Annotated in this window: 13 protein-coding genes; 8 read left to right on the forward strand and 5 right to left on the reverse strand. The window is 72.6% G+C overall.

All coding sequences use genetic code 11. The annotated features are described in order from the left end of the window. Positions 1-162: 162 nt before the first annotated feature. A complete protein-coding gene (locus tag ACIRQF_RS15090) occupies positions 163-708 on the forward strand; it encodes an Lrp/AsnC family transcriptional regulator (RefSeq protein WP_376627637.1) in 546 nt (181 codons plus the stop codon). Positions 709-899: 191 nt separating this feature from the next. Here ACIRQF_RS15090 and ACIRQF_RS15095 read toward each other — a convergent pair whose 3' ends face one another. After that, positions 900-1,493 (reverse strand): TetR/AcrR family transcriptional regulator, encoded by a 594-nt coding sequence (locus tag ACIRQF_RS15095; protein ID WP_382477295.1) that lies wholly within the window; start codon positions 1,491-1,493, stop codon positions 900-902. Further along, on the reverse strand, positions 1,490-3,061 hold the full coding sequence (locus tag ACIRQF_RS15100) for a 3-hydroxyacyl-CoA dehydrogenase (protein WP_376627219.1): 1,572 nt from the start codon (positions 3,059-3,061) through the stop codon (positions 1,490-1,492). Before ACIRQF_RS15100 ends, ACIRQF_RS15095 begins: the two co-directional genes overlap by 4 nt. 124 nt (positions 3,062-3,185) lie before the next feature. On the opposite strand from ACIRQF_RS15100, the gene paaN reads away from it, so the two are divergent. Continuing rightward, entirely contained in the window at positions 3,186-4,883 is a 1,698-nt protein-coding gene (gene paaN / locus ACIRQF_RS15105) for a phenylacetic acid degradation protein PaaN (RefSeq protein ID WP_376627221.1), read from the forward strand. A gap of 51 nt (positions 4,884-4,934) precedes the next feature. On the opposite strand, the gene ACIRQF_RS15110 is transcribed toward paaN, so the two are convergent. From ACIRQF_RS15110 to ACIRQF_RS15120, 3 genes are read right to left on the reverse strand one after another with little or no spacing between them, the layout of a single operon-like run. Next, positions 4,935-5,615 (reverse strand): TrmH family RNA methyltransferase, encoded by a 681-nt coding sequence (locus ACIRQF_RS15110; protein WP_376627223.1) that lies wholly within the window; start codon positions 5,613-5,615, stop codon positions 4,935-4,937. Then, positions 5,612-6,829: an HTTM domain-containing protein gene (locus tag ACIRQF_RS15115; protein WP_382477300.1), complete on the reverse strand. Its 1,218-nt coding sequence runs from the start codon at positions 6,827-6,829 to the stop codon at positions 5,612-5,614. The genes ACIRQF_RS15110 and ACIRQF_RS15115 overlap by 4 nt, the downstream gene beginning before the upstream one ends. Further along, positions 6,826-7,830, reverse strand: a complete 1,005-nt coding sequence (locus ACIRQF_RS15120) for a DUF5819 family protein (RefSeq protein ID WP_404092383.1) — start codon at positions 7,828-7,830, stop codon at positions 6,826-6,828. Before ACIRQF_RS15120 ends, ACIRQF_RS15115 begins: the two co-directional genes overlap by 4 nt. Before the next feature lie 112 nt (positions 7,831-7,942). Here ACIRQF_RS15120 and paaA point away from each other — a divergent pair, with 112 nt between their 5' ends. The 6 genes from paaA to ACIRQF_RS15150 all read left to right on the forward strand — a co-directional run bounded on the left by paaA (position 7,943) and on the right by ACIRQF_RS15150 (position 12,775). Further along, entirely contained in the window at positions 7,943-8,953 is a 1,011-nt protein-coding gene (paaA, locus tag ACIRQF_RS15125) for a 1,2-phenylacetyl-CoA epoxidase subunit PaaA (RefSeq protein ID WP_376627229.1), read from the forward strand. Beyond that, entirely contained in the window at positions 8,950-9,237 is a 288-nt protein-coding gene (paaB, locus tag ACIRQF_RS15130; protein WP_327375298.1) for a 1,2-phenylacetyl-CoA epoxidase subunit PaaB, read from the forward strand. The genes paaA and paaB overlap by 4 nt, the downstream gene beginning before the upstream one ends. Continuing rightward, positions 9,234-9,962: a 1,2-phenylacetyl-CoA epoxidase subunit PaaC gene (gene paaC / locus ACIRQF_RS15135; RefSeq protein WP_404092386.1), complete on the forward strand. Its 729-nt coding sequence runs from the start codon at positions 9,234-9,236 to the stop codon at positions 9,960-9,962. The genes paaB and paaC overlap by 4 nt, the downstream gene beginning before the upstream one ends. Next, positions 9,956-10,459 carry a 1,2-phenylacetyl-CoA epoxidase subunit PaaD gene (gene paaD, locus ACIRQF_RS15140; protein ID WP_389750692.1) on the forward strand — a complete coding sequence of 168 codons (504 nt, stop codon included), beginning with the start codon at positions 9,956-9,958 and terminating at the stop codon, positions 10,457-10,459. Before paaC ends, paaD begins: the two co-directional genes overlap by 7 nt. Further along, positions 10,460-11,548, forward strand: a complete 1,089-nt coding sequence (locus tag ACIRQF_RS15145) for a 2Fe-2S iron-sulfur cluster-binding protein (protein ID WP_404092389.1) — start codon at positions 10,460-10,462, stop codon at positions 11,546-11,548. Positions 11,549-11,641: 93 nt separating this feature from the next. Continuing rightward, positions 11,642-12,775, forward strand: a complete 1,134-nt coding sequence (locus ACIRQF_RS15150) for an acyl-CoA dehydrogenase family protein (RefSeq protein WP_404092391.1) — start codon at positions 11,642-11,644, stop codon at positions 12,773-12,775. Positions 12,776-12,782 lie beyond the last annotated feature (7 nt).

A 12,782-nucleotide genomic window follows, 5' to 3' on the forward strand; every position in this document is an offset into this window, starting at 1 on the left:
GCGGGTGGCGCGGAATGTGGCGCGCCTCACCTACCGATTGTTCGGTCGTGGAGGCATTTTGGCTACAGGCACCTTCAGCCTGTGGACAAACGGTTCTCCACGGCTTGGGATGGGTGCAGGTCGTCCACGGAAGAGAGGCGGGGGGACATGGCGGATGAACAAATGGCCGACGTCGAGGAGCAGGCGCACGGCGAGCCCTTGAACGCGCCCCCCGGCGCCGCCCCTGCCATGCTCTCCCCGATACCGCCGGCCCGCCCGCTGGACGCGATCGACCGGGACATCCTGCGGCTGCTCCAGGCCGACGGCCGCGCCTCGGTGCGTTCGGTGGCCGAGCGGGTCCACGTGTCCCGCGCCAACGCGTACGCGCGCATCAACCGCCTCATCGACGACGGGGTGATCCGCGGCTTCGGCGCCCGCGTGAACCACGAGCGGGCGGGGCACGGCGCCTCCGCCTACATCACCCTCAAGATCGTCCAGAACTCGTGGCGCACGGTGCGCGAACAGCTCCAGGCGCTGCCCGGCGCCGCGCACATCGCGCTGGTCAGCGGCGACTTCGACGTCCTGCTCCTCGTGCACACCCCCGACAACCGGACGCTGCGCGAGCTGGTCCTCACCCGGCTGCAGTCGATACCCGAGGTGCTCTCGACCCGGACCCTGCTGGTCTTCGAGGAGACGGACCTGGACCCGCATCCGGGCCGCATGACCTGACGGAGCCCGCCGAACCGGCTTCCGCGGGCAGATCGACGGCCCGGCGCCCGCCGAGGCGCTTGCCGAAGGGCCCATCCTCCGAGGGCCGCGAAGCCCGCCGAGGCCCGGGAGCAGAGAAGCCCGCCCGGGGAGGCCCCGGGCGGGCTTTCGGTCGTTCGGCCGGCACGACGGGGCGCCGGGGCCGGGCGGTCTCAGGGAGCGGTCCGCAGCCCGTCGAAGGCCAGGTGGACGACGGTGTCCGCGAGCTGGTCGCGCTCCGCCACCGAGTCGTGCTGCGGCCGGAACCACTCCACCAGCGAGTTGATCATGCCGAAGAGGAGCCGGGTGGCGAGCCGGATGTCCACGTCCGCGCGCAGGTCCCCGTCCGCCACGGCCGCCTTCAGCAGCTCGGCCACCCGGTGGTCGAACTCGCGGCGCCGCTCCATCGCCCACCGCTCGGTGGTCGTGTTGCCCCGGACGCGCAGCAGCAGCGTCACGTACGGCAGCTCCTCGATCAGCACCTCGACGGTGCGCCGGGTGACGTACTCGACCCGCTCGATGGCCCGGCCGCGGCCCGCCGCCGGCTCGTCGAGGATCGCGAAGAGCCCGTCGAGCGCCCGGCTGACGGCCCGCTGCAGCAGTTCCTCCTTGCCGGCCACGTGGTGATAGATCGACGACTTGGAGATCCCGGCCGCCTTGGACAGGTGCTCCATCGAGGTGCCGTCGTAGCCGCGCTCGTTGAAGACCCCGACAGCAACCCGGAGGAGCGTCTCGGGGGTGTAGGTGTCGCGTCGCGCGGTGGTCATCTCTTCTCCTCCGCCTCTGCGGCCGACTCGTCGCATCCCCGGCGGACCAGGGCGAGCGAGGGGGCGTAGCGGCCGGTCGGGTAGCGCTCGTGCAGATTGCCGAGCAGGTCGCACAGGCCCCGGTGGCCCAGGCGCCCGGCCCACTCCAGGGGGCCCGCGGGATAGTTCACGCCGAGCCGCATGGCGGTGTCCACGTCCTCGGCGCTGGCGACCCCGCGATCGACCGCGTCCGCGGCGACGTCCGCGAGCATGGCGACCGTCCGCGCCACGATCATGCCCGGCACGTCGCCGATGACGGACACCTTCTTGCCGAGCGCCTGGAAGAGGCCCACCGCCTCGGCGAGGACCTCGGGGGCCAGGCCCGCGCGCGCCGACAGAACGATCCTGCTCGCCGCCGCGTAGTCGAGCGCCAGGTCGAAGTAGACGATCTCCTCCTGGTGGTACTCGAAGGAGCTCTCGCCGTCCGCGAGGCCGAGCCTGGCTCCCGCGGGCAGCTCGATGCAGCCCTCGCCCTTCTTGCGGCGGACCGTGATCCCGGCCTGCTCGAAGAGCTCCACCAGCGGCTCGGCGGGTCCGAGGTCGCCGCGCACGGTGATCCGGGCCGGCGGCTCGGCGGGCGCGGCGGTGTGCGGCTCGGGGCGCACGGCGCCCTCCGCGTACGAGAACCAGCCGTGCCCCGACTTGCGGCCGAGCCGCCCGGACTCGACCAGCCGCCGCTGCGCGAGCGAGGGCGTGAACTTGGGGTCCTGGTAGAAGGACTCCCACACGGAGCGGGTCACGGCCTCGTTGACGTCCTGGCCGATGAGGTCGGTCAGCTCGAACGGGCCCATCCTGAAGCCGCCGGACTCGCGGAGGGCCGCGTCGATGGTGGCGGGGTCGGCGCCGCCCTCCTCGTAGATCCGCAGCGCCTCCGCGTAGAAGGGGCGGGCGACCCGGTTCACGATGAAGCCGGGGGTGTCGGTGCAGCGCACCGGCGTCTTGCCCCAGCGCTTCGCCGTCTCGTACGCGCGCGTGGCGGCGTCCGGGTCGGTGGCGAAGCCGCTGACGACCTCGACCAGCGGCAGCAGGGGGGCCGGGTTGAAGAAGTGGAGTCCGACGAAGCGGCCGGGCCGCCTCAGCCCGCCCGCGATGGCGGTCACGGACAGCGAGGAGGTGTTGGTGGCGAGCACCGTGTCCGCGCCGACGACCTCCTCGAGGTCGGCGAAGAGACGCTGCTTGACCGGGAGCAGCTCGACGATCGCCTCGACGACGAGGGCGGCGTCCGCCAGCTCGGAGAGCTCGCCCGCCGCGTGCAGCCGGGCGACCGCCGCGTCCCGCTCCTCCTTGCCGAGCCGGCCCTTCTCGACCAGCCGGTCCAGGCGCCCCGCGACGGCGCTCACGGCCTCCTCGGCGCGTCCGGGGGCGCTGTCGTAGAGACGTACGGGATGGCCCGCGACGAGGGCCACCTGGGCGATCCCCTGGCCCATGGTGCCCGTGCCGACGACGGCGACGGTGCCGGTCGGATCGATGGGTCCGGCCCCGGCGGCCGACACCGCGTCGCTCCCCAGGACGGTCGTGTTGGCGCTCATAGGAGTGATCCTCCCCGATGGGTTTTCCACAGGATCGCCGGACCCCCTTGTCCCGACCGATCGTTCGGTTACTCTAACTCCGTACGCGTCTCCCTGCCCAGCTCGACGAGGAGTTGGTCCACCCATGGCCACCGCTCAGCTGACCACCGACCGTCTGGCCGAGAAGCACCGGTCCACGCTCGATCAGGCCCTCGCCACCATCCGCACCCGCGCCTACTGGTCGCCCTACCCGGAGCACCCGAAGGCCTACGGAGAGAACGGCTCGCTGGACGCCGCCGCCGGGCTCTCCGCCTACAAGGAGCTGCTCGGCCGCCGCTTCGAGCTCGACCAGCCCGGCACCGACGGCTGGGTCCCCGGCGAGACCTCGCCCTACGGCCCGGAGCTCGGCATCGAGTATCCGCACGCCGACATCGACGTCCTGCTCCCCGCGATGCGCGCCGGCATGGCGGACTGGCGCGATGCCGGCCCCGAGACCCGCGCCCTGGTGTGCCTGGAGATCCTCGGCCGGATCTCCGCCCGCACCCACGAGTTCGCGCACGCCGTTCAGCACACCAGCGGCCAGGCCTTCATGATGGCCTTCCAGGCCGGCGGCCCGCACGCGCAGGACCGCGGCCTGGAGGCCGTGGCGTACGCGTACGAGGAGCAGACCCGTACCCCCGCCGGCCGCTCCGCCTGGTCGAAGCCGCAGGGCAAGCGCGACCCGCTGGAGCTCAGCAAGGAGTTCACCCCGGTCGGTCGCGGCATCGCCCTCGTCATCGGCTGCAACACCTTCCCGACCTGGAACGGGTACCCGGGCCTCTTCGCCTCCCTGGCCACCGGCAACCCGGTCCTGGTCAAGCCGCACCCGCGCGCGGTGCTCCCGCTGGCCCTGACCGTCCAGGTCGCCCGCGAGGTCCTCGCCGAGTCCGGCTTCGACCCCAACCTGGTCGCGCTGGCCGCCGAGCGTCCGGGCGAGGGCATCGCCAAGACCCTGGCGGTCCGCCCCGAGATCAGGATCATCGACTACACCGGCTCGACCGCCTTCGGCGACTGGCTGGAGACCAACGCGCGCCAGGCGCAGGTCTACACGGAGAAGGCCGGCGTCAACACGGTGGTCGTCGACTCCACCGACGACTACAAGGGCATGCTCTCCAACCTGGCCTTCTCGCTGTCGCTGTACAGCGGCCAGATGTGCACCACCCCGCAGAACCTGCTGATCCCCCGCGACGGCATCACCACCGACCAGGGCCCCAAGTCGTACGACGAGGTGACGGCCGACCTGGCGGCCTCGGTCGGCGGCCTGCTCGGCGACGACGCCCGGGCGAACGCGCTGCTCGGCGCCCTGGTCAACCCGGACGTGAAGGCACGTCTGGAGGCCGCGGCGGGCCTCGGCGAGGTGGCGCTGGCCTCCCGCGAGGTCGTGAACCCGGAGTTCCCGGACGCCGTGGTGCGCACCCCGGTCATCGTGAAGCTGGACGGCACCAAGCCGGACGCGGAGGCGGCGTACTTCTCGGAGTGCTTCGGCCCGGTGTCCTTCGCCGTCGCGGTCGACTCGACCGAGGCCGCCCTGGAGCTGTTGCGGCGCACGGTCCGCGAGAAGGGCGCGATGACGGTCGGCGCGTACACGACCTCGGCGGAGACCGAGCGGGCCGTCGAGGAGGTCTGCCTGGAGGAGTCGGCGCAGCTCTCGCTGAACCTGACGGGCGGCGTCTACGTGAACCAGACGGCCGCGTTCTCCGACTTCCACGGCTCGGGCGGCAACCCGGCGGCGAACGCGGCGCTGTGCGACGGCGCCTTCGTCTCCAACCGCTTCCGGGTGGTGGAGGTCCGCCGCCAGGCCTGACCTCGACCTGCCCCGTCCCCGGTGCCGGACACGCGTCCGGCACCGGGGCGGTCAGTCCTGGGAGATCTCCGCGTAGCGCTGCACCCAGGCGTGCATGGCGATCGCCGCCGCGGCGCCCGCGTTGATCGACCGTGTGGAGCCGAACTGGGCGATCGAGCAGACCATCGCCGCGTGCTTCCGGGCCTCCTCGGTGAGGCCCGGCCCCTCCTGTCCGAAGAGCAGCACACAGCGGCGCGGCAGCACGGTCCGCTCCAGCGGTACCGCGCCCGGCAGGTTGTCGATGCCGATGATCGGCAGGTCCTCGGCCGCCGCCCACGCCGTCAGCGCCTCGGTGTCCGGGTGGTGGCGCACGTGCTGGTAGCGGTCGGTGACCATCGCGCCGCGCCGGTTCCAGCGCCGCCGGCCCACGATGTGGACCTCCTTCGCCAGGAAGGCGTTGGCCGTCCGCACCACCGAGCCGATGTTGAAGTCGTGGCCCCAGTTCTCCACGGCCACATGGAAGTCGTGCCGGCGGGTGTCCAGGTCGGCGACGATCGCCTCGCGCGTCCAGTAGCGGTAGCGGTCGACGACGTTGCGCCGGTCGCCGCCGGCCAGCAGCTCGGGGTCGTGGCGCTCGTCGCCCGGCCAGGGCTCCGGGTGCGGTCCGACTCCGACCTCGGTGCCGAAGCCCTCGTCGTACTGGATCGGCTCGCCGCCCTCGACGGGTCCGGGCTTCTCTTCGGTGGTGCTCACCCGACGAGGGTACGGGGGCTCGGCTCCTCACCCGAACGGGTCAGCGCCGGCCCTTCCGCGGCGGCCCGGTCCCGGCCGAGGATCCGGTCCCGGCCACGCGCGGCCCGCGCCCCCAGCCACACCAGGAACACGGTGGGCAGGAAGACGGCGTCGGCGGCGATCATCGCGAGCGAGAAGAACGGCAGCCCGAGCAGCACGGCGATGCCGGCGTGCTCCAGCATCATCACCGCGAGCAGCACGTTCTTGACCTTGCGGTTGAAGAGCGTGAACGGGAAGGCGACCTGCACGATCACGGTGCCGTAGGTCAGCAGCATCACCATGGTCCCGCTCGACCCCAGCACGTCCGACAGCGCGGGCCAGGGGGAGAAGTAGTCCAGCTTGAGCGGGTAGTAGAGCGCGGTGCCGTCCTGCCAGCGCGAGCCCTGGATCTTGTACCAGCCGGCGGTGGCGTAGATCAGGCAGACCTCGACCATGATCACGACGAGGGTGGCGTTGTGCACGAGGTTCGCGAGCACGTCCAGCAGGACGCGCGGCTCGTCGGGGGCGTAGCGGCACACCAGCCACCACAGCCCCTGCCCCAGCCACAGCACCCACAGCAGCACCAGCAGCCACCACTCCCCGGTGCCGTCGGAGAAGTACGTCGCGGCCATCAGGAAGCCGCCGAGCACCGTCCACAGCAGGGGCCCGACGGGGCCGTCCTCGCCGCGGCCGCGGGCCGCGCGCCGGGCGTCGAGCGCCCAGACCTGCCCGCAGCGGGTGAGGACGAGGTAGAACGCCATCAGATGGACCACGTTGTCGCCGCCGTCGCCCATGAAGATGGAGCGGTTCTGCAGCGAGAGCACCCCGGCCATGAAGACCACCGAGACGGCCCGGGTGTGCCAGCCGAGCAGCAGCAGGACGGCGGAGAGGACGGCGAGGCCGTAGACGAGCTCGAACCAGAACCGCCCGTCGGACCACATCAGCACGCTGAACGCGCGGTTGTCGGCGATCAGCCGACGGCCCATCTCCCAGGACCAGGGGCCGTCGGGGCCGTACAGCTCCAGCCGGTGGGGCCATTCACGCAGCAGGAACAGCAGCCAGGTGAGGGAGAAGCCGATGCGGACGATCGCCGTCTGGTACGGGCCGAGGGCGTTCGCCGTGACCTTCTGGACGGCGGCGGCGAGCCGCCGGTCGAAGGGGACGCGGGGCTGCTCGGAGGCGGGGTCGGGGCTCATCGGGCCGCCTCCACGGTGGCCCTGGCGGGCCGGTCTGCGGCGGTGATCCGCCACCACGGGTAGGAACGGAAGGACGGCTTCGTGTCGGTCTCCTCGGTGCTCCACGCGGGGGCCGGAACGGGCCGGGTGACGGAGCGCAGCTGGATCTTCTGGACCCGGCCGCCGAGCTCCTTCTCGTCCAGGCGCAGCATCACGATCCGGCGCACGTACCGCTCGGAGAGCTCGCCGCGCATCCCGTTCGGGCGGTGGTCGTCGGTGTGCGAGCCGAGGTAGAAGTCCCAGGCCCGGCGCAGCTCGTTCTGCTCGGTGTGGCTGGGCAGCAGGCTGCCGCGGATCCTTTCGGCGTCCTGGGCGGACAGGTCGATCCAGCCGGTGGTCCTGCGGCTGCCGTCGGTTCCGGCGATCTGCGCGCGGACCTCCACCGAGCTGTTCTGCTGGAGCGGATTGGGGGCGAAGAGCTTCCAGTTCTGCTCGAACTCGGGGTACACCCAGTCGTCGACCGCCTCGCCGTGCTGCTTGGTGAGCGTGTTCGAGGGCGCGACGTGCAGGAAGACCATCGCGAGGTGGACGCAGGCGAAGACGCCGACCACGGCGAGGGCGACGGCCGCGACCACCTGGTACGGCATGGAGAGCGCGGCGATGCCGGCCCGGGGGCCGTGCGGGACGTCGTCGCCGGCGAAGGGGGGTCCCGCCTCGGCATCGGCGGCCGGGAGGGCCACGGGGCGGTCCCGGTCGGCGTCGGCTGCCGCGGCCACGCCACGGATCTCGCCGGTGTCGCCCGGCGCGGTGGCGCCGGCGGGCGTCACGGCCCCGGCGGACGCCTCGGGCCGGGGAGCCGCGTCGGGCCGGGGGGCCGCGTCGGCCGCGCGTTCGGAAGCGCCGTCGCTCGTGGGTTCGGGCCGGTGTGCGGACTCGCGTGCGGGCGTGGCGCCCGGATCGGGGCCTGCCGCGTCGCCGTCGTCACCGACGCCCCCGGCCCCCTTGCCGCCGTATGAGTCCATCGCGCCCCGCTCCCGATCGGCCCAAGCAGTTATCCACAGAGGTTGACACCATACGGGCCCCCGAACGACCATTGAAGTCATTCAACCGAACGATCGGTCGGTAGGGGGTCCGATGACCACAGGTACGGCAGAGGCGACAGGGACAGCGGGTTCGACGGCGACAGAGGCCGCCCTCGAAGCGGTGTTCGATGCCGCCGTGGCCGCCGACGAGCGCATCGAGCCCCGCGACTGGATGCCCGAGGCCTATCGGGCCGGCCTGATCCGCCAGATCGCCCAGCACGCGCACTCCGAGATCATCGGCATGCAGCCGGAGGCCAACTGGATCACCCGCGCGCCCAGCCTGCGGCGCAAGGCGATCCTCATGGCCAAGGTCCAGGACGAGGCGGGCCACGGGCTGTATCTGTACAGCGCGGCCGAGACCCTCGGCGCCAGCCGCGACGAGCTGCTCGACAAGCTCCACTCCGGCCGCCAGAAGTACTCCTCGATCTTCAACTACCCGACGCTGACCTGGGCCGACGTCGGCGCCATCGGCTGGCTCGTGGACGGCGCGGCCATCACCAACCAGGTCCCCCTCTGCCGCTGCTCCTACGGGCCGTACGCGCGCGCCATGGTCCGGGTCTGCAAGGAGGAGTCCTTCCACCAGCGCCAGGGTTACGAGGCGCTGCTCGCCCTCTCCCGCGGCACCGAGGCCCAGCACGCGATGGCGCAGGACGCGGTGAACCGCTGGTGGTGGCCCTCGCTGATGATGTTCGGCCCGCCGGACGACGAGTCGACCCACTCCGCCCAGGCGATGGCGTGGAAGATCAAGCGGCACTCCAACGACGAGCTGCGCCAGCGCTTCGTCGACATCGCCGCCCCGCAGGCCGAGAGCCTCGGCCTCACGCTCCCCGACCCCGACCTGAAGTGGAACGAGGAGCGCGGGCACCACGACTTCGGCCCCATCGACTGGGCCGAGTTCTGGGACGTCCTCAAGGGCAACGGCCCGTGCAACGAACAGCGGCTCACCAGGCGCCGCCAGGCGCACGAGGACGGCGCCTGGGTCAGGGACGCCGCCGCGGCCTACGCGGAGAAGCACGCCGGACAGAACGGCGGACAGCACGAGAACGGGGAGGCACGCGCATGACCACCGACGGATGGCCGCTGTGGGAGGTGTTCGTGCGCTCGCGCCGCGGACTGTCCCACACCCACGCCGGCAGCCTGCACGCACCGGACGCCGAGATGGCCCTGCGCAACGCCCGCGACCTCTACACCCGGCGCAACGAGGGCGTGTCGATCTGGGTCGTCCCCTCCACCGCGATCACCGCCTCCTCGCCCGACGAGAAGGACCCCTTCTTCGAGCCCTCGGCGGACAAGCCCTACCGCCACCCGACCTTCTACGAGATCCCGGACGGGGTGAAGCACCTGTGACCGGCCCGACCACCACCGCCGTCCCGGCCGCGACGCTCGCCCTCGGCGACGACGCCCTCGTCCTCGCCCAGCGCCTGGGGGAGTGGGCCGGAAACGCCCCCGTCCTCGAAGAGGAGGTCGCCCTCGCCAACATCGCGCTCGACCTCCTCGGCCAGGCCCGGATCCTGCTCTCCCTCGTCGGCGACGAGGACGAGCTGGCCTACCTCCGCGAGGAACGCGCCTTCCGCAACTGCCAGCTCGTCGAGCAGCCCAACGGCGACTTCGCCCACACCATCGCCCGGCAGCTCTACTTCTCCACCTACCAGCACCTGCTGTACGGGCACCTGGCCGCCACCGACAGCCCGCTCGCCGGACTCGCCGGCAAGGCCGTCAAGGAAGTCGCCTACCACCAGGACCACGCCGAGCACTGGACCCTGCGCCTCGGCGACGGCACCGAGGAGAGCCACCGGCGCATGCAGCAGGCCTGCGACGCGCTGTGGCACTACACCGGCGAGCTGTTCCAGCCGCTCGACGGCCTCGACGTGGACAGCGAGGCCATGGAACGCGCCTGGCTGACCTCCGTGACCGCCGTCCTGGAGAAGGCGACGCTCACCGTCCCCTCCGGACCCCGCACCGGCGCCTGGCGCGCCGGCGCCGGCCGCCAGGGCCTGCACACCGAGTCCTTCGGCCGCCTGCTCGCCGAGATGCAGCACCTGCACCGCAGCCACCCGGGGGCGTCGTGGTGACCGCCACCCCGACCGCCCTCGAAGACGAACTGGCCAGGATCGCCGGTGCCGTCCCCGACCCCGAGCTGCCCGTCCTCACCCTCGCCGAACTCGGCGTCGTACGCGGCGTCCACGTCCAGGGCCCCGGCCGCGTCGAGGTCGAACTCACCCCGACCTACACCGGCTGCCCGGCGATCGAGGCGATGTCCTCCGACATCGAGCACGCCCTCCACGCCCACGGCATACCCGAGGTCTCGGTCGTCACCGTCCTCAGCCCCGCCTGGTCGACCGACGACATCACCTCCGAAGGACGCCGCAAGCTCGCCGAGTTCGGCATCGCGCCACCCCGCCCCCAGGGGCCGGCCGGCGGACCCGTGGCACTCACGCTGGCGATCCGCTGCCCCCACTGCGGCTCCACCGACACCGAGCTGCTCAGCCGCTTCTCCTCCACCGCGTGCAAGGCACTGCGCCGCTGCGCGTCCTGCCGCGAACCGTTCGACCACTTCAAGGAGTTGTAGATGCCGTCCCAGAGCCCCGGCCGGGCCGGATTCCATCCACTCCGCGTGAGCCAGGTCGAGCAGCTCACCGACGACTCCGTGGCCGTCACCTTCACGGTCCCGCCGGAACTCGTCGAGGCCTACCGGCACACCCCCGGCCAGCACCTCGCCCTGCGCCGCACCGCGGCGGACGGCACGGAGATCCGCCGCACGTACTCGATCTGCGCCCCGGCCGCCGCCGACGGCGAGCCCCCGGTGCTGCGTGTCGGGATCCGGCACGTCGACGGCGGAGAGTTCTCCACCTACGCCCTCAAGGAGCTCGCCGTCGGCGACCTCGTCGAGGTCATGGAGCCCATGGGCCGCTTCGTCCTCGACCCGCGCCCCGGACACTTCGCGGCCGTGGTCGGCGGCAGCGGCATCACCCCGGTCCTGTCGATGGCCGCCACCCTGCTCGCCCGGCAGCCGGAGGCACGCTTCTGCCTGGTCCGCAGCGACCGCACCGAAGCCTCGACGATGTTCCTCGACGAGGTCGCCGACCTCAAGGACCGCTACCCGGACCGCTTCCAGCTGATCACCGTCCTCTCCCGCGAGGAGCAGCAGTCCGGACTCCCCTCCGGACGGCTCGACGCGGAACGGCTCACCGGCCTGCTGCCCGCGCTCCTGCCCGTCGGCGAGATCGACGGCTGGTTCCTGTGCGGGCCCTTCGGACTCGTGCAGAGCGCCGAACAGGCCCTGCGCGGACTCGGCGTCGACCGCGCCCGCGTCCACCAGGAGATCTTCCACGTCGACGACGGCTCCGCCCCCGCGCCGGCCGCCGCCGCGGACGCCCCCGCTCAGGCGACCCTCACCGCCACCCTGCACGGCCGCTCCGGCAACTGGCCCGTACAGCGCGGCGAAACGCTCCTCGACACCGTGCTGCGCGCCCGGGCGGACGCCCCGTACGCCTGCAAGGGCGGCGTATGCGGCACCTGCCGCGCCTTCCTCGTCACCGGCGAGGTCCGCATGGACCGCAACTTCGCCCTGGAGCCGGAGGAGACCGACGCCGGCTACGTCCTGGCCTGCCAGTCCCACCCCGCCACTCCGGAGGTCGAGCTCGACTTCGACCGCTGACAGGGGCGCCCCGCCCATTCCCTTCCACTAGAACCTGTTCTATCTTGACGACCCGTCAAAGACCAGCGGGGCACGGCAAGGAGGGACAGGACAGTGGACTTCACCTTCACCGAAGAGCAGCAGGCGGCCGCCGAGACGGCCAAGGCCGTCTTCGCCGACGTCACACCCGACGCCGTACCCAGCCCCGCCCTCACCCCGGGCGCGGTCGCCGACGACTTCGACCGCGCCCTCTGGGCCCGCCTCGCCGACACCGACCTGCTCGGCCTCGTCCTCGACCCCGCCCACGGCGGCGCCGGACTCGACCCCATCGCGCTCTGCCTCGTCCTGCGCGCATCCGCCCGCGCCCTCGCCCGCGTCCCCCTCCTGGAAACCAGCGCCGTCGCGCTCACCCTCCAGCACCACGCCCCCGCCGCCACCGCCGACGCCCTGCTCCCCCGCGTCGCCCGCGGCGAACTCGTCCTCACCGCCGCCGCCCAGGGCCGCACCGGCCACGACCCGGCCCCCCTCGCCGTCACCGCCCGCCGCGACACCACCGGCTGGACCCTCGACGGCCACACCAGCGCCGTCCCCTGGGCCCACCAGGCCGACCGCATCGCCGTCCCCGCACACACCCCCGACGGCCGCACCGTCCTCGCGCTGCTCCCGCGCACCCACGCCGGACTCACCCTCGCCGACCAGTACGCCACCCACGGCGAACTCCTCGCCGAACTCCACCTCGACGACGTCCGGCTCGACCCCGCCGACGTCATCGACACCGAAGGCGCCTGGGAACGGCTCCACGCCCTCCTCACCACCGGAACCTGCGCCCTCGCCCTCGGCCTCGGCGAACAGGTCCTCGACATGACCAGCCAGTACACCGGCAAGCGGGAACAGTTCGGCCACCCCGTGGCCACCTTCCAGGCCGTCGCCGTCCAGGCCGCCGACCGCTACATCGACCTCCGCGCCATGGAAGTCACCCTCTGGCAGGCCGCCTGGCGCATCACCACCGACGCCACCGGAGCACTCCCGGCCGCCGGAGACATCGCCGTCGCCAAGATCTGGGCCGCGGAAGGCGTACGCCGCGTCGTCCAGACCGCCCAGCACCTCCACGGCGGCTTCGGCGCCGACACCGACTACTCCCTGCACCGGTACCACGCCTGGGCCAAGTACCTGGAACTCTCCCTCGGCCCCGCCGCCCTCCACGAGGAGGAACTCGGCGACCTGCTGGCCGCCCACCCGCTCGCCTGACGAACCG

This window comes from Streptomyces sp. NPDC101191, from assembly GCF_044767915.1.
Lineage (GTDB): Bacteria > Actinomycetota > Actinomycetes > Streptomycetales > Streptomycetaceae > Streptomyces.